21 protein-coding genes are annotated in these 21,610 nt (G+C 70.8%); 16 read left to right on the top strand and 5 right to left on the bottom strand.

The window, feature by feature from the left end; all coding sequences use genetic code 11:
* Window positions 1–465 precede the first annotated feature (465 nt).
* From gatC to gatB, 4 genes are read left to right on the top strand one after another with little or no spacing between them, the layout of a single operon-like run.
* Entirely contained in the window at window positions 466–762 is a 297-nt protein-coding gene (gene gatC / locus ACWDZ6_RS25575) for an Asp-tRNA(Asn)/Glu-tRNA(Gln) amidotransferase subunit GatC (protein ID WP_326652771.1), read from the top strand.
* Between the two features lie 5 nt (window positions 763–767).
* Window positions 768–2,279: an Asp-tRNA(Asn)/Glu-tRNA(Gln) amidotransferase subunit GatA gene (gene gatA, locus ACWDZ6_RS25570; RefSeq protein ID WP_451504697.1), complete on the top strand. Its 1,512-nt coding sequence runs from the start codon at window positions 768–770 to the stop codon at window positions 2,277–2,279.
* Window positions 2,276–2,515 (top strand): hypothetical protein, encoded by a 240-nt coding sequence (locus tag ACWDZ6_RS25565; RefSeq protein ID WP_175256968.1) that lies wholly within the window; start codon window positions 2,276–2,278, stop codon window positions 2,513–2,515. Before gatA ends, ACWDZ6_RS25565 begins: the two co-directional genes overlap by 4 nt.
* 16 nt (window positions 2,516–2,531) lie before the next feature.
* Window positions 2,532–4,040 (top strand): Asp-tRNA(Asn)/Glu-tRNA(Gln) amidotransferase subunit GatB, encoded by a 1,509-nt coding sequence (gene gatB / locus ACWDZ6_RS25560; protein WP_326652773.1) that lies wholly within the window; start codon window positions 2,532–2,534, stop codon window positions 4,038–4,040.
* Between the two features lie 305 nt (window positions 4,041–4,345).
* Here the strand turns inward: gatB and ACWDZ6_RS25555 are convergent, their stop codons facing one another.
* Entirely contained in the window at window positions 4,346–5,245 is a 900-nt protein-coding gene (locus tag ACWDZ6_RS25555; protein ID WP_366733459.1) for a hypothetical protein, read from the bottom strand.
* Between the two features lie 283 nt (window positions 5,246–5,528).
* On the opposite strand from ACWDZ6_RS25555, the gene ACWDZ6_RS25550 reads away from it, so the two are divergent.
* The 3 genes from ACWDZ6_RS25550 to ACWDZ6_RS25540 are packed head-to-tail and all read left to right on the top strand — an operon-like array spanning window position 5,529 to window position 7,525.
* A complete protein-coding gene (locus tag ACWDZ6_RS25550; RefSeq protein ID WP_389178249.1) occupies window positions 5,529–6,080 on the top strand; it encodes a GNAT family N-acetyltransferase in 552 nt (183 codons plus the stop codon).
* A gap of 26 nt (window positions 6,081–6,106) precedes the next feature.
* Entirely contained in the window at window positions 6,107–6,691 is a 585-nt protein-coding gene (locus tag ACWDZ6_RS25545; protein ID WP_451504696.1) for a hypothetical protein, read from the top strand.
* Window positions 6,692–6,748: 57 nt separating this feature from the next.
* A complete protein-coding gene (locus tag ACWDZ6_RS25540) occupies window positions 6,749–7,525 on the top strand; it encodes a GNAT family N-acetyltransferase (RefSeq protein ID WP_451504695.1) in 777 nt (258 codons plus the stop codon).
* 176 nt (window positions 7,526–7,701) lie between these two features.
* Here ACWDZ6_RS25540 and ACWDZ6_RS25535 read toward each other — a convergent pair whose 3' ends face one another.
* Window positions 7,702–8,730 carry a LuxR C-terminal-related transcriptional regulator gene (locus ACWDZ6_RS25535; RefSeq protein ID WP_451504694.1) on the bottom strand — a complete coding sequence of 343 codons (1,029 nt, stop codon included), beginning with the start codon at window positions 8,728–8,730 and terminating at the stop codon, window positions 7,702–7,704.
* Between the two features lie 162 nt (window positions 8,731–8,892).
* Between ACWDZ6_RS25535 and ACWDZ6_RS25530 the strand changes: the two genes are divergently transcribed.
* The 9 genes from ACWDZ6_RS25530 (at window position 8,893) to ACWDZ6_RS25490 (ending at window position 18,917) form a co-directional block, all read left to right on the top strand.
* Complete coding sequence (locus tag ACWDZ6_RS25530) at window positions 8,893–9,051, top strand: hypothetical protein (protein WP_451504693.1); 159 nt, start codon at window positions 8,893–8,895, stop codon at window positions 9,049–9,051.
* 63 nt (window positions 9,052–9,114) lie between these two features.
* Entirely contained in the window at window positions 9,115–10,401 is a 1,287-nt protein-coding gene (locus ACWDZ6_RS25525) for an ATP-grasp domain-containing protein (protein WP_451504692.1), read from the top strand.
* A 29-nt stretch (window positions 10,402–10,430) separates the two neighbouring features.
* Window positions 10,431–11,666, top strand: coding sequence for an NAD(P)/FAD-dependent oxidoreductase (locus tag ACWDZ6_RS25520; protein ID WP_451504691.1), 1,236 nt, complete (start codon window positions 10,431–10,433; stop codon window positions 11,664–11,666).
* Window positions 11,667–11,678: 12 nt separating this feature from the next.
* Window positions 11,679–13,097: a SidA/IucD/PvdA family monooxygenase gene (locus ACWDZ6_RS25515; protein WP_451504690.1), complete on the top strand. Its 1,419-nt coding sequence runs from the start codon at window positions 11,679–11,681 to the stop codon at window positions 13,095–13,097.
* Window positions 13,094–14,428: a glutamine synthetase family protein gene (locus ACWDZ6_RS25510; RefSeq protein WP_451504689.1), complete on the top strand. Its 1,335-nt coding sequence runs from the start codon at window positions 13,094–13,096 to the stop codon at window positions 14,426–14,428. Before ACWDZ6_RS25515 ends, ACWDZ6_RS25510 begins: the two co-directional genes overlap by 4 nt.
* 41 nt (window positions 14,429–14,469) lie before the next feature.
* Window positions 14,470–14,943: a redoxin domain-containing protein gene (locus tag ACWDZ6_RS25505; RefSeq protein WP_451504688.1), complete on the top strand. Its 474-nt coding sequence runs from the start codon at window positions 14,470–14,472 to the stop codon at window positions 14,941–14,943.
* Window positions 14,936–16,246, top strand: a complete 1,311-nt coding sequence (locus ACWDZ6_RS25500; protein ID WP_451504687.1) for an MFS transporter — start codon at window positions 14,936–14,938, stop codon at window positions 16,244–16,246. The genes ACWDZ6_RS25505 and ACWDZ6_RS25500 overlap by 8 nt, the downstream gene beginning before the upstream one ends.
* Window positions 16,243–17,535, top strand: coding sequence for an ATP-grasp domain-containing protein (locus ACWDZ6_RS25495; RefSeq protein WP_451504686.1), 1,293 nt, complete (start codon window positions 16,243–16,245; stop codon window positions 17,533–17,535). The genes ACWDZ6_RS25500 and ACWDZ6_RS25495 overlap by 4 nt, the downstream gene beginning before the upstream one ends.
* Window positions 17,532–18,917 (top strand): hypothetical protein, encoded by a 1,386-nt coding sequence (locus tag ACWDZ6_RS25490; RefSeq protein ID WP_451504685.1) that lies wholly within the window; start codon window positions 17,532–17,534, stop codon window positions 18,915–18,917. Before ACWDZ6_RS25495 ends, ACWDZ6_RS25490 begins: the two co-directional genes overlap by 4 nt.
* A gap of 95 nt (window positions 18,918–19,012) precedes the next feature.
* On the opposite strand, the gene ACWDZ6_RS25485 is transcribed toward ACWDZ6_RS25490, so the two are convergent.
* From ACWDZ6_RS25485 to ACWDZ6_RS25475, 3 genes are all read right to left on the bottom strand, one after another.
* Window positions 19,013–19,189, bottom strand: coding sequence for a DUF6191 domain-containing protein (locus ACWDZ6_RS25485; protein ID WP_451504684.1), 177 nt, complete (start codon window positions 19,187–19,189; stop codon window positions 19,013–19,015).
* 14 nt (window positions 19,190–19,203) lie between these two features.
* Window positions 19,204–20,370, bottom strand: coding sequence for a PQQ-dependent sugar dehydrogenase (locus ACWDZ6_RS25480; RefSeq protein ID WP_451504683.1), 1,167 nt, complete (start codon window positions 20,368–20,370; stop codon window positions 19,204–19,206).
* Window positions 20,371–20,580: 210 nt separating this feature from the next.
* Window positions 20,581–21,579, bottom strand: coding sequence for an aldo/keto reductase (locus tag ACWDZ6_RS25475; protein WP_451504682.1), 999 nt, complete (start codon window positions 21,577–21,579; stop codon window positions 20,581–20,583).
* Window positions 21,580–21,610 lie beyond the last annotated feature (31 nt).

The raw sequence follows: 21,610 nt of genomic DNA, 5'->3' as shown, positions 1-21,610 counted from the left end.
CCACCGCGCACGGCGTAACCGGCCGGCTCCCCCGTGGCCGGCCGGCCACGGGGGAGCCGGCCGGGGCGCGGGCCACCGCCGACGGTCCGGGCAGCCGGTTGCCAGAGATCGTCCAGCCGACCTGACCGACACCGGTGCTGTAGACGGCACACTGCGCCTTCGACTCGTTGTAGCCCCGTTGGGAGCCACCCATACCTCTGCACCGGAGACATCCGGCGCCCGGGCCGACGGAACGCACACCTGACGGATGTCAGGACGGCCCGGCTCAGGGCCGGTGCGAAGCCGTGTGAGGCCGGGTCGGATGCCGGGTCGATGCCGGGGCCGAGCGGCGGGACTCCGCCCCGGTCCGATCGCCGGGGCCCGGTCCCTTGGACAACCGTTTAGTGGGCAGCGGCCCGCGCCCCATAGGATTGGGCTCAAACCACACAGCTCGAACCACACACACTCACCCCTGAGGATCGCTGCATGCCTGGCATTACGCGCGAGGAGGTCGCCCACCTCGCCCGGCTGGCGCGTCTGGAGCTGAAGGCCGAAGAGCTCGACCACTTCGCCGGACAGCTCGACGACATCATCGGCGCGGTCGCCCGCGTCTCCGAGGTCGCCGACCAAGACGTACCCCCGACCTCCCACCCACTGCCGCTGACCAACGTCATGCGTGCGGACCAGGTCTCTCCGTCGCTCACCCCCGAGCAGGCGCTCTCCGGCGCCCCCGCCCAGGAGCAGCAGCGTTTCAAGGTGCCGCAGATTCTGGGGGAGGACTAATCACCATGTCGGCCATCAACAAGAACGAGAGCTGTATCAGGCTCACCGCCGCCGAGATCGCCGCGAAGATCGCCGCAGGCGAGTTCACGGCCGTCGAGGTCACCGAGGCTCACCTGGCCCGGATCGAGGCCGTCGACGAGAAGGTGCACGCCTTCCTGCACATCGACCGTGAGGGCGCGCTCGCGCAGGCCCGCGCCGTCGACGCCAAGCGGGCGGCCGGCGAGAAGCTCGGCCCGCTGGCCGGTGTGCCGCTCGCGCTGAAGGACATCTTCACCACCGAGGGCATCCCGACCACGGTCGGCTCCAAGATTCTCGAGGGCTGGATCCCGCCGTACGACGCGACGCTGACCAAGCGGCTCAAGGCAGCCGACGTTGTCATCCTCGGCAAGACCAACATGGACGAGTTCGCCATGGGGTCCTCGACCGAGAACAGCGCGTACGGCCCGACGGGCAACCCGTGGGACCTGACCCGTATCCCCGGCGGTTCGGGTGGCGGCTCCAGCGCCGCCCTCGCCTCCTACCAGGCCCCGCTCGCCATCGGCACGGACACCGGCGGCTCCATCCGCCAGCCCGCCGCCGTCACCGGCACCGTCGGCGTCAAGCCCACCTACGGCGCGGTCTCCCGCTACGGCATGGTCGCCTTCTCGTCCTCCCTCGACCAGGGCGGCCCCTGCGCCCGTACGGTCCTGGACGCGGCGCTCCTGCACGAGGTCATCGCCGGTCACGACGAGCTCGACTCGACGTCCATCGACGCCCCGGTCCCGCCGGTCGTCGAGGCCGCGCGCAACGGCTCCGTGGCCGGTATGCGCGTCGGTTTCGTCAAGCAGTTCTCCGGCGAGGGCTATCAGGCCGGCGTCGTCCAGCGCTTCAACGAGTCGGTCGAGCTGCTGAAGTCGCTCGGGGCCGAGATCGTCGAGCTGGACTGCCCGTCCTTCGACCTGGCCCTGTCGGCGTACTACCTGATCGCGCCGTCCGAGTGCTCCTCCAACCTCGCGCGCTTCGACGCCATGCGCTACGGCCTGCGGGTCGGCGACGACGGCACGAAGTCCGCCGAGGAAGTGACCGCGCTGACCCGTGAGGCCGGTTTCGGCGACGAGGTCAAGCGCCGCATCATGCTCGGCACATACGCGCTCAGCTCCGGCTACTACGACGCGTACTACGGCTCCGCCCAGAAGGTGCGGACACTGATCACCCGGGACTTCGAGAAGGCCTTCGAGCAGGTCGACGTGATCGTTTCGCCGACCACGCCCACCACCGCCTTCCCGATCGGCGAGCGCGCGGACGACCCGATGGCCATGTACCTCGCCGACCTGTGCACCATCCCGACCAACCTCGCCGGAAACGCGGCGATGTCGCTGCCCTGCGGTCTCGCGCCGGAGGACGGCCTGCCGGTCGGTCTGCAGATCATCGCCCCCGCCATGAAGGACGACCGTCTTTACAAGGTCGGCGCCGCCGTCGAGGCCGCCTTCGTGGAAAAGTGGGGCCACCCGCTGCTCGAGGAGGCACCGTCGCTGTGAGCACACTTGCCAAGGCCAAGGGCTTCAAGAAGTCCAAGACCGGTACGTACCTGTCCATCGGCACCACCGCCTTCGGCGCGATCAGCGTCGTCAAGCAGGCCAAGAAGGCCCGCTTCGAGGGCGACACGCTGCGGCTGATCGACGCCGCCGTATCCGCCGCCGCCATCGTCACCGGCCTGGCCCTGCTCTACCGCGAGCTGAAGCGCCTGGGCGACGACGACGTCCTGCTGGGCTGAGAGGGAAAGTTTCACCGTGACCGTCACTGAACTGGTGTCGTACGAGGATGCCCTCGCTGCCTACGACCCCGTCATGGGCCTCGAGGTCCATGTCGAACTCGGCACCAAGACCAAGATGTTCTGCGGCTGTTCGACCGAGCTGGGCGCCGAGCCCAACTCGCAGACCTGCCCGACCTGCCTGGGTATGCCCGGATCGCTCCCGGTCGTCAACGCGATCGGTGTCGAGTCGGCCATCAAGATCGGCCTCGCGCTCAACTGCGAGATCGCCGAGTGGTGCCGCTTCGCCCGGAAGAACTACTTCTATCCGGACATGCCGAAGAACTTCCAGACCTCCCAGTACGACGAGCCGATCGCCTACAACGGCTATCTGGACGTCCAGCTGGAGGACGGCGAGGTCTTCCGTGTGCAGATCGAGCGCGCGCACATGGAGGAGGACACCGGCAAGTCGACGCACGTCGGCGGTGCCACCGGCCGTATCCAGGGCGCGTCCCACTCCCTGCTGGACTACAACCGCGCCGGCATCCCGCTGATCGAGATCGTCACCAAGCCGATCGAGGGCGCGGGCGAGCGTGCGCCGGAGGTCGCCAAGGCGTATGTCACCGAGCTGCGCGAGCTCATCAAGGCGCTCGGCGTCTCCGAGGCCCGGATGGAGATGGGCCAGATGCGGTGCGACGTGAACCTGTCGCTGCGTCCGCACGGCCGGGAGAAGTTCGGCACGCGCTCCGAGACGAAGAACGTCAACTCGCTGCGCAGCGTCGAGCGTGCGGCCCGCTTCGAGATCCAGCGGCATGCCGCGGTCCTGAACAGCGGCGGCACGATCATCCAGGAGACCCGTCACTTCCACGAGGAGGACGGCTCCACGACGTCCGGCCGTGTGAAGGAAGAGGCCGAGGACTACCGGTACTTCCCGGAGCCCGACCTGGTGCCTGTCGCCCCGTCCCGTGAGTGGGTCGAGGAGCTGCGGGGGACCCTGCCCGAGCTGCCGCGCGTACGCCGTAACCGGCTGCGCGAGGACTGGGGCATCTCCGAGCACGATATGCAGTCGATCCTCAACGCCGGCGCGGTCGACCTGATCGTCGCCACGATCGACGCGGGCGCGGATGCGGCCGCGGCGCGCAAGTGGTGGATGGGCGAGCTGGCCCGCCGCGCCAACGAGGAAGGCGCTGACCTGGCGTCGCTGGCGATCACGCCGGAGCAGGTCGCCCGGGTCGCGCAGCTCGTCGTAGCCGGCGACCTGAACGACAAACTGGCCCGCCAGGTCATCGAGGGTGTGCTCGCCGGTGAGGGCGGCCCGGACGAGGTCGTCGACAAGCGCGGCCTCAAGGTCGTCTCGGACGAGGGCGCGCTCGGCGCGGCCGTCGACGAGGCGATCGCGGGCAACGCGGCGATCGCCGACAAGATCCGCGGCGGCAAGGTCGCGGCGGTCGGCGCGCTGGTGGGCGCGGTCATGAAGACCACCCGCGGCCAGGCGGACGCGGCGCGCGTCAAGGAGCTGATCCTGCAGAAGCTCGGCGTCGAGGGCTGACGGCCGGCTTTCGCGGCCCGGAGGCGCGGCCCGCACCACACGGTGCGGGCCGCGTCTTTGTGTTGAGGGGGTGTCCGAGTGCGGCGGGAGGCTCGCGTGTGCCCGCGCTTCTGCCCGTCCCGGCGCAAGGTCTGCCCCTGCGGCGACCTGCTCGTGCCCCCGCCCCGGGGGAGTGTGCCCCCGTCCGGGGGCGAGTGACGCCGGTTCGGGCATGCCTGCCCGTACCCGTGTACCGGTGCGCTTGTCCACGTCCGGCGCAGGACCCGCCCGTGCCGCAGAGCCTCCCGTGTCCCCGCCCGTCCCCGTCAGTGACGTATGCCCAGGCCCGGCAGCCACAGTTCGCCGCGGTCTTTGCAGCTCACATCCCGGGCCCGCAGTTCCTCCGGCTCCCTCGTGCCGCGTGCCAGCAGTTCCGTGATCGCCAGGCGAGCCACCGCGGCCACATCTCCGCGCTCCGGTTCCGCGAAGTCCGCCTGCCACCAGCCGCGGTCGCGGGAGTGCCAGCCGCGCGAGCGCATCGACCGGTCGCGCTCCGGGCTGTCCTCGCCGTCCCGGTCGTCGACCGAGATATGCAGCCCGTCCTGAAGTGCGTACGAGATGAGCAGCTGGCGGCCGCGGTCCGCTGCGCTGGTCACGCTGAAGCTCGCCCAGTCGTCGCCGACCTGCACCGCGAGCTGCTCCACCCAGGCCGCGAGCAGCAATCCCAGCGCGCTCTCGAAGTGTTCGAGGCTCGAGGCCATCCGGCCGCCCGGCCGCTCGATCGGGCGCTCGCCCGGACCGCTGCGGTCCAACTGCCAGATGAACGGCAGGAAGTCGAAGTCGTGGGGCTCGTCCGTCGACCAGGCGCCGCCCCACTCGAAGGTCCTGCGCTCCTCGTTCTCCAGGGAGTCGGTGCTGTGGACCGAGAGCTGCGCCCGCTGACGGTTCCCGGCCAGTAGCACCAGCCTTCTGCTGTCCCGCCAGCGGACGTTGGGACCCTCCGCCGAACCGCCGTAGAGCGTGGGCTCCCCGATCCGGGCCACGATCGCGGCGTACACCTCCCGGAACGCCTCCCGCCGGTCCCGCAGCGTCGCGCCGGGGTCGTACGCGAGCACCGGGACGGGGCGCTGATCGAAGTGCGGATCGGGTGCGTCATGGAGCATCAGGGCGAGCTCTGCGGCACCGCCGGGTGACAGGGTCGGCTGGTTGGTCCCCGTGTATTCCATGTCGCCATCGTGCCAGCCGTCGCCGACAACACTGATGTGGTCTTGGGGACATGAGGACCCGGGGATCGGGGTGGTGGCCGAAATCCGGCGGATCGGGGGCCAGAACGGTGTGCCCAACGGGGGGATGCGCGCCGCCCTCACCATTGGCTGCCGCGACGGCTGGACCGGTGGCTGCCGTGGATCAGCGTCGAACCGCCCGAGTGCCTGGCCCATGCGAAGATCCCTGTGCAGCGCGCGGGCGAAGACGCACAGCTCGTGCCGTAACCGGGCCGGAGGATGAAGGATGTTCGCGATATCGCTGGGTGACGACGGAGCGGAACTGCGTCCCCTGGAACCGTGGCGGGCCGAGGAGTTCTTCGCCCACATGGAGCGCGGACGGGACTTCATCGGCCAGTACGTCGGGCTCCCCACGCTCGTCACGGACATCGCATCGGCGCGCGCTTTTCTTCAGTCGTACGCCGGGAAGCAGGCCGCGGACACGGGCCGGCTGTACGGAATCTGGCTCGACGGGACGCTTGTCGGCGGCGTGATGTTCCGGATCTTCGACGCCGAGTCGGGCAACTGCGAGGCCGGCTGCTGGCTGGAGCCGTCCGCCGCGGGGCGTGGTCTGATCACGCGGGCCACCCGGGTGCTGATCGACTGGGCGGTCGAGGAGCGCGGCATGCACCGCGTGGAGTGGATCGTGTCCTCCGCGAACACCGCGAGCATCAACGTCGCCGGACGGCTGGGGATGACGCGGGACGGAGTGCTGCGGGAGAGTTACCCGTACAAGGGTGTACGTCACGACATGGAGGTCTGGTCAGTGCTGGCTCCCGAGTGGCGGGCCGGTCGTTAAGGGGACTCTCAGACAGGCCACCTAGCGTGCGGCGCATGAACCCCACCGAGACCGAAGAGACCGAAAAGACCACCGCCGCGACCGGGGCGTCCGAGGCGACGCAGAAGGCTGCCGCCCAGGCTGCTGAGCCGGCCGGGACCCCCGCCGCGGAGAAGAACGAGACGGGCCACGAGACCGACGACGAGACGGGCTACGGGACGGACGACGACGCCAGGGAGACGCCTCGCGGCCTCTCCGGCATCGGAGCCGCCGCCGGTGCCGTCGTCGCGGCCGGTCTCGGCGTCGTGGCGCTCAGCGGCAGCTGGGTCGGGAAGATCGCCGCCGAGCGGCAGACGCTGATCGGACAGATCAAGACCGCCCAGGGCGGCACTCCCGCTCAGCAGATCTCCGCCCTCTACGGCGACGCCTGGCACACCACCGCTCTGGTCAACGGCGTCTTCGCGCTGTTCGCGCTGATCGTCGGCGGGGCCGTACTCGCCCTGCCGCAGAAGGCCGGCTGGGTACGCGCCTTCGCCGTGGCCGGAGCCGGACTCGGCGTCCTGGGGCTGATCGTCTCCGCCGGCATGTACTTCGACGTGTTCCTGAGCCTGCCCAGCGCCGGTTCCCGGTAGCCTCCGAGGCCCTGAAACTCATTGGTGCCCACGTCCGCCCACTGCTGCAATGTGCGGATGGATCACGACGCGGTGCTCACCCTGTTCGACCACCAGATGCGGCAGCGCACCCGTGCCGATGATCCCGGAGCGCGTGCCGAACGGGTCGGCGACGTCGTGCGGCAGGTCGGCGCCGACGGAGACTGGAACGGCATCGTCTGGTCCGGCCTCCACCCGGCCACGGCCGACGCGGCGATCGCCGAGCAGGTGCGGTACTTCGCCTCCCTGGGACGCGACTTCGAGTGGAAGCTGTACGCCTACGACCGGCCCGACGACCTCGGCGCACGGCTGCGGGCAGCCGGCTTCACACCCGAGCCCGAGGAGACGCTCATGGTCGCCGAGATCGGCGACCTGCCCACCGCCGTCGACCTCCCCGAGGGCGTGAGGCTGCAACCGGTCACCGATCCGGCCGGCGTGGATCTCATCGCGGATGTGCACGAGCAGGCGTTCGGTGTGAGCGGCGCCCGCCTGCGCGAGCAGCTCCTCGCGCAACTGGCGCAGACCCCGGACAGAGTCAGCATGACCGTCGCGATCGCCGGTGACCTGCCCGTGTGCTCGGCGCGGATGGAACTGCACCCGGGCACCGAGTTCGCCAGTCTCTGGGGCGGCGGCACCCTGGCCGCCTGGCGCGGCCGGGGTATCTACCGGGCCCTGATCGCCCACCGGGCCCGTATTGCCGCCGCGAGCGGCTACCGCTACCTACAGGTCGACGCCTCGAGCCAGAGCCGGCCGATCCTGCGGCGGCTGGGATTCGCCCCGCTGAGCACCACCACCCCGTACGTGTACCAGCTCTAGGCCACGGGCCGCCGGGGCGCGGGGACCGTATGCGTACGCCGTCCGGTCTCGCTCAAGCACCCCGCCCCCCGGCCGAGAACCTCATCGAGGCGCTGTCGTCCGCAGCTCGAGCGCCATCTTCGGCGGTCGTGCATGCCCCCGCCCCGGCACAACCGCCTTCAGCCGGTCTCCGCAGCTCACCCGACAGGTTCGCGGGGAAGGCTCATCTCGGTCGCCAGCAGGAAGCCGAGGTGTGTGCGATTACGGGCGCCGAGTTGTGCCATGAGTTTGGCGATGTGCTGGCGACACGTCCGTTCGCTGATGCCCAAGTGACGGGCGATGGCGGCGTCTTTGTCCTCACGCAGCAAGAGGCGGGCGATGGCACGCTGCATGTCCGAGACGATGAGCTTTTGCCGACGGGACTCGTACGCCGAGGCAAAGGGGATCGCGGTGCGCCAGGCGGCCTCGAACGTGCTCACCATGAAGGCGACCACCTCCGGGTGACGGACCAGCAGGGCGGCCGAGCCGTCGCCTGCCTGGATGAAGGCTGTGCGGTGGTCGAAGACGATGAGCCGCGGGAAGAGGGTGTTGAGGGTGCGGATCTCGGCGCCCGCCTTGGTAAGGCGTTCCGCGTAGGACTCGGTCGCCGGGCTGAACCGGGCGCTGTGCTGGTAGATCGTGCGCATCCGCACACCCCGGGCCAGTAGCTCGGAGTCCCTGGCCAGTGCCTCGTTGAGAACCTCGACGGGGCGGGGGCCGCCGGGCTGGGCAGTCAGCAGGTCCGATTCGCAGTCCGTGGCCGCCTTGTCCAGCATCACGTTGACGTCCGCGGCGTCGAGCAACAGGAAGTCCGGCTCCCCGCCCTGTTCATCCGCGGCCGCCGCGTCGTACACCTCGCGCAGGGCGGCGAACTCGACGGTCGCCGCGTCGATATGGTCCTGCACCGCTTGCAGTTGGTGGCGAAGCGGGCCGAGCGTGCGGGCCTCCGCCACCTGGGGGGTGCACCAGTCGTAGGCGCCGGGCCTGCCTTCTGCCGGCTGCAGCAGATTGAGCGCCCGCAGCCGCTCGAAGACGGTGTCGGCGGCGGCGGGGGGCAACCCGAGGAGCCCGCCCAACTCGTGTGGTGTCGCAGCATTCTGACGCAGCGCCGCTTCGTACATCTGCTGCGTGCCAGGGGTGAGCGAACGAGGTTCGCTTTCGTCGTTTACCTGATGTTTGTCAGTCATTTGTCTTGCCCTCATATTCCGTCATTTCCTATTCATGATCCATCACGGCTGTGGTGTCCGCTCCAGGTCGGCGCAATGATCGAAACCAGGCCGGGCGACGGGGAAGACGTACCAAGGACCGGCCTCGACCATGCAGTGCAGACAAACGGGGCGGAAAACGACATGAACAAGATCACGCGCTGGATACTCCTGTGCACCACCGCGGTCGCGGTGACCGCCGGCTCGCAGTCGGTTGCGGCGCACCGGTCCGGCGGAGCCGGGGTGGACAGCGGCCGGGGGGTCGGCATCAGCGCGGCGGCCCAGGACACCGGCTGGGGATGAGTCGGCCGGGCACTCGCCGTGCCCCGTGCCACCGATGACCTCTCCCGAACGAAAGTTGTAGCAATGGACGCGAAAGCCCTCCTGCTGCTGGTCCGTGTGGGCTGTCTGCGCGAGCAGGCGCTGACCTCCTGGACAGCCCGGACGGATTTCGGACTGGCGGTGGCGGAGAGCGCCACCGCCGCCTACCTCAGGCTGGCGGACCAGCAGATCCCGCTCTCCCCGGAACGCCCTGCCGAGGAGGTGTACGAAGCCTGCCGGGCCGCTCTGGCCGCCGCGCCGGGCAAGAAGGGCGTGATCGGCTTCCTCGACTCGACCCTGCCCCTTGTGGCGCGGCTCGCCGAGGAGTTCGGCCTGCCGGGCTGCTCACCGCAGACCCTCCAGGCCCTCACCGACAAGACCTGGGCACGTGAGCGCTTCGCCGAATCCGGGGTGCCGGGCCCGCGGTTCCGGGTACTCGACGCGGCGGCGGCCGCCCCGGACCGGCGGATGGCGGTCGACGGTCTCACCTATCCGCTCATCATCAAGCCCGCCGACTCCTCAGCGGGGCGGGGAGTGGTACGAGCCGGGAGCGCGCAGGAACTGGACGCGGCCTGGGATGCCGCGGCGCCGTTCACCAAGACCGGCAGTCTCCTCGCCGAGGAGGAGCTGATCGGCGAGGAGATCAGTGTCGAGACGGTCACCGTCGACGGCCGCACGGTGGTCCTGGCCTGCACGGAGAAGCTCAGCACCCGAGGTGACGCGTTCGTCGAACTCGGCCAGGCGATGCCGGCCCGACTCGGCGGAGCCCTGGATGCCGAGGTACGCGAAACCGCGGCCGCCGCGCTGAAAGCCGTCGGCTACGACCACGGCATCGCGCACACGGAGATGATCCTGACCACCGACGGCCCCCGGATCATCGAGGTCAACCCCCGGCCCGCCGGTGACTGCATCCTGGACCTCGTCCGGCTCACCAGCGCGGTAGACGTCTACGGCATCGCCGCGGATCTCGCCCTCGGCCGGCCGGTCGACCTCGACGCGCTCGACCGGACCGCCTTCACGGGCGGCGCGGCGATCCGCTTCCTGACGGGTGAGCCCGGCGTCGTACGCCGTATCGACGGCGTCGCCGAGGCAGCCGCCCTGCTCGACCCCGCCCGCGAGCGACTGGTGTTGCTGACCAGGACCGGCGATGTCGTCGAACCGGTCACCACCAATCTGCACCGTCTCGGCTATGTCATCACGGTGGGGGAGGACACGGCGGCCGCGGTCGAACGGGCCGACAGCATCGCCGCGTTGATCTCCATCGAGACGTCCCCGGCCGCCTCCGGCGAACAGCTCGCCCGCCGCCTGCCCAGTTCAGAGTGCTGGACCTGATGGCCGGCAGCATCCCGACAAGGACTTCCATGCAATCCCCCGATTCCTACTGGATCGCCACCGGCCCGGACTGGACCGGAAGCGGCGCGGCACTGCCGAAACGCACCGGCGTCTGTGTGCTCGGTGCCGGCGTGATGGGCTCGACCCTTGCCTACTGGCTCTCCAGGGCCGGGCTGCGGCCGCTTGTGCTGGAGCGCAACCCCGGCCCGGCGATGGGCTCTTCGGGCCGCAACGCCGGCCGGCTGATCCAGGGCGGCAATGCCCAGCATGCCCTCGCGATCGAGAAGTTCGGCCACGCCGAGGCGCTCGCCGTCTACCGTGCCACCCTCGTCAACCGGGACCTGGTGCGCGAAGTCATCGCGCGTGAGGGGCTGGAGGCCACCCGTTTCCCGACGGCCAAGCTCGACCTCGCCGTCAGCGAGGACGAGGCCCTCGAACTCAAGCGGACCGCCGAGGCCCTGCGGGCGGACGGCATCGCGGCCGAGTGGCTGGACCTTCCCGCCTCGCGCGAGGTGTTCGGCACCGACCTCCCGGACACCATCATCGGCGGGCTGTACCGGCCGGACCAGGACGCGGTTCATTCGGTCGCGTATGTACGCGGAATGGCGGCGGCCGCGGAGCGCGGCGGAGCGGAGTTTGCGTGCGGCGTCACCGTGACGTCCGTGGAGCCCGCCACCGGAGGCGGCTGGCTTGTCACCACCGACGCGGGCCATGTGCTCGCGGACCAGGTGGTCGTGGCCCTCAACGCCTGGACGCCCCGGCTGCTGCCGGAGCTCGCCCCGGTCATCACCCCCGTGCGCGGGCAGCTCGTCCAGACCGCGCCGGTGCCCTTCCGTATCCCCCAGTGGGGACTCGACCGCGGTCTCGTGTACGGCGGGCAGGCCCCGGACGGCTCGCTGCTCCTCGGCGGTCTGCGTAACACCGTCCCGGGCCGCGACGAGGGCGTCGAACTGCCGGAAGGCAGCAATACGCCCGCTTTCTCGCCCGAATTGGCCGGCCGGCTGGCCGAGGCACTTCCCTCGCTGCTGCCCGAGGCCACGGGCGTACCGGTGGTCAGGGCGTGGAGCGGAGTCATGGCCTTCACCCCGGACCGCTGCCCGCTGGTCGGTGCCTGGCCGGGCGCCGACGGCCTCTGGGTGATGGCCGCGTTCAACGGCCATGGAATGCCGTATTCGCAGGTCATGCCGGAACAATTGGCGGAGCGGATCCGCGGTGGCCGGGGCGACGGCATCCCCGCCGCGTTCGATCCCGCCCGCTTCCTCTGAGCTGGAGCAACCATGTCACAGCCAACAGCTCTTTCCCCGGCCACCGAGGCCGGGTCCTGGGACCCCGCCCGACACAGTGGCGCCCCTCTTCTGGTGATCGGCGCGGGCCCCAAGGCCATTGCCCTTGCCGTGAAGTCGAGTGTGCTGCGCGCCGCCGGGTTCGACGTCCCCGAGGTCGTCGCGGTCGAACGGGACTGTACGGCCGCCAACTGGCGTGAGGGGCGCGGCTGGACCAACGGCCGACAGCTGCTCGGCACCCTGCCCGAGAAGGACCTCGGCTTTCCGTACGACTGCGCCACCTGGGGGGACAGCCAGGATCCGGTCACGGGCGAGATAGCCCGCCGGATGGCCGGCTTCAGCTGGGCCGGTCATCTGCTCGCCCGGGGCGTGTACGCGCGCTGGATAGACCGCGGCCGGCCTCAGCCGAGCCACCGTGAGTGGGCCGACTATCTGGAGTGGGCGGCGACCCGGGCGAATCTGAGGTCCGTCACCGGGGAGGTGCGGCGCGCCGAACTGGCGGACGGCGGCTGGAAGCTCACCGTCGTCGACGGCACGGCCCGCACGGCCGTTCACGGCTGTGGCCTGCTGGTCTCCGGACCCGGCCCGACCGCGGGTACCGTGCCCGCCGACGGCACCCGGGTGCTGGACACCGCGGGCTTCTGGAAGCTCGCCGTGGAGGGACTGCCGGACTGGGCACAGTCCGTGGTCGTCATCGGTGCCGGCGAGACCGCCGGCACCATCGTGCGGGAGCTCGCCATCGGCATGGACCGCGAGGTCACCGTCGTCGCTCCCCGGGCCACGCTCTACAGCCGCGGCGAGAGCCCCTTCGAGAACCGCTACTACAGCGACCCCACCGGCTGGCCCCGGCTCTCCGAGGCGGACCGGCAGGAGTTCATCCGGCGTACCGACCGTGCCGTCTTCTCACAGCAGGTGCAGAGCGACCTCGCGCTGACGACCAAGGTCTCCTGGGAGCCCGGCCGCGTCGTCGGTACTCGTCGCGCCGACAACGACATCGCGGTGGAGATCGCGTACGGCGGGCAGCAGCGGATCCGCCACGCCGACCTGGTCATCGACGCCACCGGCGGCGACCCGCTGTGGTTCACCAGGGTGCTCGGGCCCCGCGCCGAGGCCGCTCTGCGTGCCGGACTCGGCGGGTCCGTGACCCGCGAGCGTCTCGAGCGGGCCATCGGTACCTCTCTCGCGGTCACTGGCCTGCCCGCACCGCTCCATCTGCCGAACCTCGCGGCTCTCGCGCAGGGCCCCGGGTTCCCCAACCTGAGTTCTCTCGGGCTCCTCTCGGACCGAGTGCTGGCTGCCTATGTCCCCCACATCCGCCCCGAAGCCGGCGCGGCGGGCGAGGCGCGGACAGGCGCAGACCTGCCCGACCACACCGCCGTCCCCGCAGTGAACCAAGGAGCAGCGCACCGATGACCCGACACGCACCGACGAGCGACCCCGCGCTGGACGTCGACTTCGTCCAGTTGCTCTTCACCGATGTGGCCGGACGCCTCAAGACCCTGGAGGTCCCGTCCGCCCGCTGGGCCGAGGTACGCGACAGCGGCTGGACGCTCGACGGGGCCGTACTGCTCGGCCATGGAGACCCCGAGCACAGTGATCTGCGCCTGGTCCCCGACCCGTCGACCTTTGTGCACCGGCCCTGGACCACGCCCTCCGGGCGCACCGTGGGAATGGTCTTCTGCGACATCCTGGATACCTCGGGCCGGCCGTTCGCGGCCGACCCCCGCGCGGTGCTACGGCGGGCGGTCGAGGCGTCCGAGGCCCGCGGGCAGCGTCCCGTCTTCGGCGTCGAGGCCGAGTTCTACCTGCTGCGCCGGGGTGCCCCCGGCACCGCGGGGGACCCGGCCGACAGCGCCGGCTACTGGGACATCAGCGTCGACGAACAGGCCGACGAGGTCTGCCGGGACATCAGTGAAGCGCTGGGATTGATGGGCTTCACCGTCGACGGACACCACCACGAGGTGTGCCCCGGGCAGCGCGAACTCGTCTTCCGGCACGGCGACGCGCTGACCACGGCGGACCGGCTGCTGCTGCTCAAGCACACCGCCCGCGTCATGGCGCGCCGCCGCGACATGTCCGCGGTCTTCATGCCCAAGCCGCTCGCCCACCTGTACGGCAACGCCCTGCATGTCCACGTCTCGCTGGACGGCACCGGAGCGGAGAGCGGACCTCTGTTCCACGACGCCGCCGACCCGAACGGCATGTCCGCGCTCTTCCACGACTCGCTCGCCGGCGTGCTGGAACACGCGCCGGCGCTGACGGCCCTGGGCAACCCGACCGTCAACTCCTACAAGCGGCTCGTCCCCGCCTCGGGGACTCCGGTCCACGCCAGCTGGGCCCGGCGCAACCGGTCCACCGCATTCAAGGTCGCGGGCGACACCGCGGTGCCCCGCTCGCTGCGGCTGGAGCTGCGCAGCCCCGACCCCGCGGCCAATCCCCACCTGCTCTTCGCGGGGGTGCTTGCCGCGTTCGCCGACGGCCAGGACCGGGGCCTGAAGCTGCCCGACGCATGCGAGGAGCCGGCCGACACGCTGGCCCCGGAGGCCCTCGCGGCCCGCGGCATCACCTCGCTGCCGACGGACCTCCCCTCTGCCCTGAGGGCCCTGGAGGAGGACGCCACGGTCCGCAGCGCCCTGGGCGACCTCGTCGCCCACGCCGTCACCCTCAACTCCCGGGCGGACTGGGCCTCGTGGCACAGCCTCATCACCCCCTGGGAGACAGAGCGGTACGCAGAGACCGTATGACCGCGACCAGTCACCCGCACACTCACCTCCGAGGAACCACCATGCACGTCACTGCCGAGAGCACCGAAGGTCCTGTCAGGGTTCCCTCCCCCGACCACCGGTGGACCGCGCTGTTCTTCATCACCGAGCCGGGCATCGGCGAGGTACTCCCCGAACTGGCCGGCTGCACGACCGGTCTGTGTTCCGTGCGCGACGATGCCGCACGGTTCGCACGCGCGGATGTCCGGGTGCTGGGAGTCAGCGCACATGCGCCGGGCCACCTGGCCGAGTTCGCGAAATCCCGTGACCTGGGCTATCCGCTCGTGGGCGACGGGGAGCTGACACTTGGCCGGGCCGTGGGTGTGCCCGAGGTGAAGGCGGGCGACCGCACCTTGTTCAGCCGGGCCGCGGTCGTCCTCGACCGGATGGGCGTCGTACGGGCCGTGCTGCACCCGGTGCCGGAGCCCGAGCGCCACGCGGCGCTCGTCCTGGAGACGGTGGCGCAGCTCGAAGCCGACGAGGCCGGCCGTGCCTGACAAGACGGCCGCGCGGGGCGGGCGTATCCGGGCCTGGCTGCCGGCTCCCGGCGCACCCCGCGCACTCGCCCTGTCCACCTTCGTCGGCCAGACCGGCAGCGGCCTCTTCCTCCCGGTCAGTGCGCTGTTCTTCACCCGCTCCGTGGGGCTGGCACCGTCCCAGGTCGGGCTCGGGCTCGCGATCGCCGGACTGATCGGGCTGAGCGCCGCCGTACCGATGGGACGGATCGCGGACCGGTTCGGCCCCAGAGGCACCTACGCGGTCACCCTGATCGGCCAGGCCGTGGCCACCGCTTCGTTCACCCTGGTGCACTCCTTGTGGGCGTTCGTCGTGGTCAGTACCGTCGCGGCCCTCGCGGAACGCGGAGGCAGCGCCGCCCGCGGGGCTGTCATCGGGGGTGTGGGGACCGGCGAGGCGCGGGTGAGACTGCGGGCCCTGCTCAAGTCGGTGACCAACGCCGGCCTGAGTATCGGCGCCGCACTTGCCGCACTCGCCCTGGCCGCCGATTCGCGCTCCGCCTATCTGACGGTCGTCTTCGTCAACGCCGCGACCTATGTATGCGCCGCGGTGCCCCTGCTGCGGGTGCCGCCGGTCGAAGCCGCAGGCAGCGGCCCGACCGCGCCCGCGCGCCGCGCGGTGCTGCGCAACCGCCCGTACACCCTGGTGACCGCACTGTGCGGGATCACCAGCATCCATTACGACGTGCTGTCCCTCGCTCTGCCGCTGTGGATCGCCGGGCACAGCAACGCCCCGAAGTGGAGCATCTCCGCCGTCATCATGGCCAACACCGTCCTGGTGGTCCTGCTCCAGGTCCCGTTCTCCCGGGGCACGGGCGACAGGGCGGCCGCCGCTGCGGCGGTGCGCCGCTCCGGCTGGGTGCTGTGGGCAGGCTGGGCAGTGATCGCCTGTGCCGCCTTCGCCGGCTCCCCGGCCCTGGCGTGCACGCTGCTCATCGCGGGCATGGTGCTGCACACCGCCGGCGAGCTGTGGCACTCGGCGGGCAGCTATGGGCTCAGTTACGAACTCGCCCCGGCCGGCTCGCACGGCGAGTACCAGGGCTTCTTCTCGCTCGGCCGCGGGGCCACCGCGGCGCTGGCCCCCTTGGTGGTCACCACCGTCTGCCTTGCCGAAGGCCCCGACTGGCGGCCCGTCACCGGCTGGCTGCTGCTCGGTCTCGTCGTCGCGGCGGCGGCCGCCGCCGTACCTTCAGCCACCCGCTGGGCGGAGCACGCCGACACCGACCGGCACGCCGACGCCCCGGACCGTACCTCCGTCCGCCTTCCCGTGCAGGAGTCAGCATGACCACGTTCGCGTCCTCTCCGCCCGCGCCGACCGGAGCGCGGCAGCCCCCGGACGCTCCGGACCCCCGTGGTCCGGCGGTCCTGGTCCTGGGCGGCGGCACCCGGCTGCCGAGGGCTCTGCGTGGACACGGCATGTACGTCGTCTACGGCGGTACTCCCGACGAGTTCACCTCCGCGCACCACGAGGCCTGCGACGAGGCGTGGCTCCTCGCCGACGGCTCCGAGGACAACTGGGTTCGCAGGGCGGTGGCTCTGCACCAGGTGGTCCCCTTCCGGCGCGTGGTCACCGTCCGGGAGCGGTTCCTGACCGCCGCAGCCCGGATCGGCGATGCACTCGGTCTCGGAGGGAACCCGCTCGACACCGTACTGACGCTGAAGGACAAATTCCTGATGCGGCAGAGCTTCGACGGCCTTGTGGACGGAGGCGCGGTACAAGCACGGCTGATGCACACCCCTGGAGATGTGGACGCGTTCGTGGCCCGGGTCGGTCTGCCCGTCGTGCTCAAGCCGCGTGATGGATCCGGCAGTGAGGACATCGCCGTTGTCCGCGACACGGACGGCATCCGAGCCGCGCGGCAGCGAGTCCGCGCCCGGCCGGAGGCGCTGCTCGCCGAAGAGTTCCTGAGCGGGCCGGAGTTCAGCATCGAGACGTTTACGCACGGGGGCCGCCACCAGCTCCTCGCCGTCACCGAGAAGTTCACGGGCGACAACGCCGTCGAGATCGGCCACGTCATACCCGCACGAATCAGCGCGGACGATCGCACCGCACTCGAGGAGACGACCTGCCGCTTCCTCGACGCGGTGGGTCTTACCGAAGGCCCTGCCCACACCGAGATCATCCTCACCGCGTCCGGTCCCCGCGTCGTCGAATCGCACAATCGGCCAGGCGGCGACGGCATCGTCGACCTTGTTCGACACGTCCACGGCGTCGACATCCGGGATCTCCTCGCAGCCCAGACAGCGGGCGTCGCGCTCCCCGCCGCGAGCGAACCGGCCGGCGCCGCCGCGACCTGGTTCCTGACCGCCGCCCCGGGCATCGCCACCGAGGTGTCCGGCTGGGAAGCGGCTGCCGGCCGGCCGGGAGTCGTGGCCGTGTCGCCCGGCACCCGGGCGGGAGACACCGTGACCCTGCTGCGCGGGTCCGGTGACCGGTGCGGCTCGGTGACCGCGGTGGCCGAGACGCCCGACGAGGCTCTCAACAGCGCCCGCGGCGCACTCGCCCTGGTCACCATCCGTACCGACGCTGCCCTTCGGGAGCAGCAGAACCCTGAGAGCCGAGAAAGCCGATGACCACTGCCGCCCGCACCGCCCCCGTCGGCGTCCGCAACTCCCTGACCGAGCGCTATCTCGGCTCGTCCGCCGGTATCTCCGCGGTCTGGCCCGACGCTCCCGACCAGGCCCGTCTCAACCTGGTGCGCGAAGCGCTGGAGGACCGGTTCCTGACTCGTCCGGGCCTTCTGGAGGCCGCCGAGGTGGCACGCCTCGAAAGGGATCTGAACGGCATGATGGATCTGCTGTTCTCTCTGCCCGCCCGGCTCTTCGGCGACGACGTACATGCTTTCGCCACCGCTGTGGGGCTGCGGCCCGAGCAGGCACGGATCGCTCTGCGTACCCCGGTCCAGGAGCCGGCCCGGATCGGTCGCGCGGATCTCTACCACGACGGCACGAACTTCCGGCTGCTGGAGTTCAACCTCAGCAGCGCTCTTGGCGGCACGCAGAATCCCGAACTCAACCGGCTCCTGCTGGAGGACGAGAATCTGGCCGACTTCGCGGCGGCGGAAGGCCTGACGTTCCCCGACACCCTTGCCGCGGTCGCCGGAGTCATCCTCGAGGCGGCCCAGGACGCCGGACACCGTGGTGCCACCCCCCGCGTCGCACTCATGGACTGGCCGAGCGGGTATCTCAAGACGGAACCGGAGATCCGCGTCCTGGCCGGGCTGCTGGAGCGTTACGGCATCGAGGCCATCCCCTGCCACACCGGCCAGGTCCGGGAGACCGGTGGCCGGATCACGATCGACGGCGACGGCCGCCCCGTCGAGATCGTCTACCGCTTCTTCACGCTCGGCGAGCTGACCGCCGACACCGCGTCCATCACGCGGGCCGAGGAACTGCTGGATGCTTTCGCACGGTGCGGTACGCCGGTGCTGTCCCCCCTGCGCACTTCCATGCACGGCAACAAGCGGGCGCTGTCCATGCTCTGGGAGGACCGGTGTCAGCAGACGTACGACGCTGCCGAGAGGGACCTGGTGGAGCGATTCCTGCCCTGGACACACGCGTTGCGGCCCGGTACCGCCCTGATACGCGGCGAGGAGACGGACCTTGCCTCGTACTGCGTACGAAACCGTCGTGACCTCGTGCTGAAGCCCTCGCACGGCCTCGGCGGTGCCGGCACCGTTCTCGGCCGAAGCGTGTCCGAGGGGGAGTGGGCCGACGCCCTGTCCCGGGCGGGCGACCGGTACATCGTCCAGGAACTCGTCACTCCGCAACCCGAGTTGTTCCCCGCCGCAGACACCGGGGAGCTCTCCCCCTGGGTCGTCAACTGGGGCGCCTTCCTTCTCGGGCGGCAGTACGCCGGATCCTTCCTCCGGGCCCTGCCCGCCGATCGCGCCGACGTGATCTCGTACGACAACAAGGCACACGTCAGCTGCGCCTTCCAGGCCACCGACGTCTGAGCTCCCGGCCCGGGCCGCGCCTCCGCAAGCACAGCGGCTGCGCGGCCCGACGGGTGACCGGAAGGTACCCGGTCCCCGGGTGCGGCCCCGCGCGGTCAGGCCGGCGGCGTCTCCTCCGGCGGGCGGACGGTGACCTTTCCCGAGGCCAGGTCTATCGGGCCGCGGCTCGGATCGTTGTCGCCCACATCGGTCCTGGTCAGTGCGAGTCGGTTGTGTTCCTCCTCGGTGTGCTTGCGGCCCGGCGCGAAGAACTCCTCGAAGACGTTGAACACAAGCTGTTCACCCCTTACTTCACCTCCAGCCGGAGGATCTTGTCGTCCCCCGGCTCGGGTGTGCCCCGGGTGTCCGTCTCGCTGGTGACGAGCCAGACCTTGTCGCCGCCCGCCGACAGGACCGTGCGCAGGCGGCCGTACTTCCCTATGAGGAACGACTGGGGCGCGGCCGAGGGTTCCGCGCCCGCCAGGGGGATGCGCCAGAGCCGCTCGCCCTTCAGGGCCGCCATCCAGATCGATCCTTCGGCGTAGGCGATGCCGCTCGGCGAGGCGTCGGCCGTCTTCCACTGAGCCACCGGGTCGACGAATCCGGGCTTGCCGGCTTTGCCCTCCGCCTCGGGCCAGCCGTAGTTCTTGCCGGGCTCGATCAGATTCAGCTCGTCCCAGGTGTTCTGCCCGAACTCCGCCGCCCACAGCCGCTTGTCGGCGTCCCAGGCAAGCCCCTGCACATTGCGGTGACCGTAGGAGTAGACGACCGAGTCGGCCTCCGGATTGCCGTGCACCGGCAGGCCGTCCGGTGTCATCCGAAGGATCTTGCCGCCCAGCGACTTCTTGTCCTGCGCCAGTCCGGTGTCACCCGTCTCCCCCGTGCCCGCGTAGAGCATCTTGTCCGGACCGAAAGCGATCCGCCCACCGTTGTGCACGACCCCCTTCGGGATGCCCCGCAACACCGTGTCCGGCGCGCCCAGTTGCTGCCCGGCCGGCTTCCTCTCGTCGTAGAGCATGCGGGCGATGCGGTTGTCCGACTCGGTGGTGAAGTACGCGTACACCTGATGGTCCGAGGCGAACGACGGCGAGACGGCCAGGCCCAGCAGACCGCCCTCGCCTCCCGGCGCGACCCCCGGCACCGAGCCGATCACGGTCTGCTTGCCGCTCTCCGCGTCGACCCGGGTGATCGTCCCCTCGTCCCGCGACGCGACCAGCAGATCGCCGTCCGGAAGCGCGGCCACACCCCACGGCGACTTCAGCCCCTCGGTAAGCGTGGACACCACCTTCACCGAGCCCTTCGCGGGAGGCCCTTGGGGACTTGGTGAGCCGCCCGAGGCGGAGCCGGAGGGCGCCCCGGTGGCGGGCGTCGTCCCCTTCCGGCCGGCCGGCGTCGTGTCCTCACCTGACGAGCACCCGGCCGAGAGGAGAAGCACGGCTGCGGCCAGTACGGCCGTCACAGCAGGACGTTGCACAGTTCTGATCCTTTCCACGGCTGCCCGAGCTGCCTGATCGAAGACTGTCCGATCGACGGCAGTCCGGTCGACGGCTGCCCGAGCTGTCCGGCCGGCTGCCTGACTACTGTTCTTACACCGCGGCGACCGTTCAGGTTCCCGATCTTCCGAGAAGAAATCCGGATAAGGAATCGCGGCACGATCTTCCGAGGAGGAGCGAGGTGCGCGCGCTCACTCCCAGGAACCCAGCGCCGACGGCAGCCCCGCCATCTCCGCCAGGTCGTAGGCCGTCAGCTCCAGCTCCGCCGCGCGCGCGTTCTCCACCGCCCACTCCGCGTGCTTGGCCCCCGGCACCGCCACCACACTTCGCCCCCGCCCCAGCACCCACGCCAGCGCCACCTGCGCCGGAGTCGTCCCCGGACCGTGCCGCTCCGCGATCCGCCGCAGCCCCGCCACCACCGGCTGGTTCGCCGCCATCATCTCCGCCGTGAACCGCGGATGCCGCGCCCGCACATCGTCCGGCTCGAAGCCCTGCCCCGGCGTCAGCGTCCCCGTGAGGAACCCGTTCCCCAGTGGCATCGCGGCCAGGAACCCCACCCCGCGCGCCTCGCACCACGGCAGCAGCCGCTCCAGCGCCTCCGGCGACCACACCGACAGCTCGGCCTGCACGGCGCTCACCGGGAACACCTGCTGCACCCGTTCCAGCTGTCGGATCGTTCCCTCGTGCAGATGCGCCCCGGAGCGACGCGAAGCGCGCGCCCCCACCGCGCACATCCCCAGCGCCCGCACCTTCCCGGCCCGCACCAGCTCCGCCATCGCGCCCCAGGTCTCCTCGACCGGTACTTCCGGATCCGCCCGGTGCAGCTGATAGAGGTCGATCACATCGGTCTGCAACCGGCGCAGCGAGGCGTCGCAGGCCCGCTTCACATACCCGGGCCGTCCATTGGCGACCACATGCTGATCGCCGACGAGCAGTCCGACCTTCGTCGAAACGAACACCTCCGCGCGCCGCTCCTTCAGCACCCTGCCGAGCAGCAGCTCATTGGTGAAGGGCCCGTACATGTCGGCCGTGTCCAGCAGGCTCGAGCCGGCGTCGAGCGCGGCGTGCACCGTACGCAGCGATCGGTCCCCGCGCTGCTGAGAGCCGCTGTACGCCCAGCTCATCGGCATACAGCCGAGCCCGACAGCGCCCGCTACGAGGGCCGCCGCACCGATTGTCCTGAGCTCCAACTGCCCGTACCCCTCCCTTGCCGCTCACCAA

The organism is Streptomyces sp. NPDC002926 (assembly GCF_053591755.1).
This window is presented reverse-complemented; position numbering and strand designations above follow the sequence as displayed.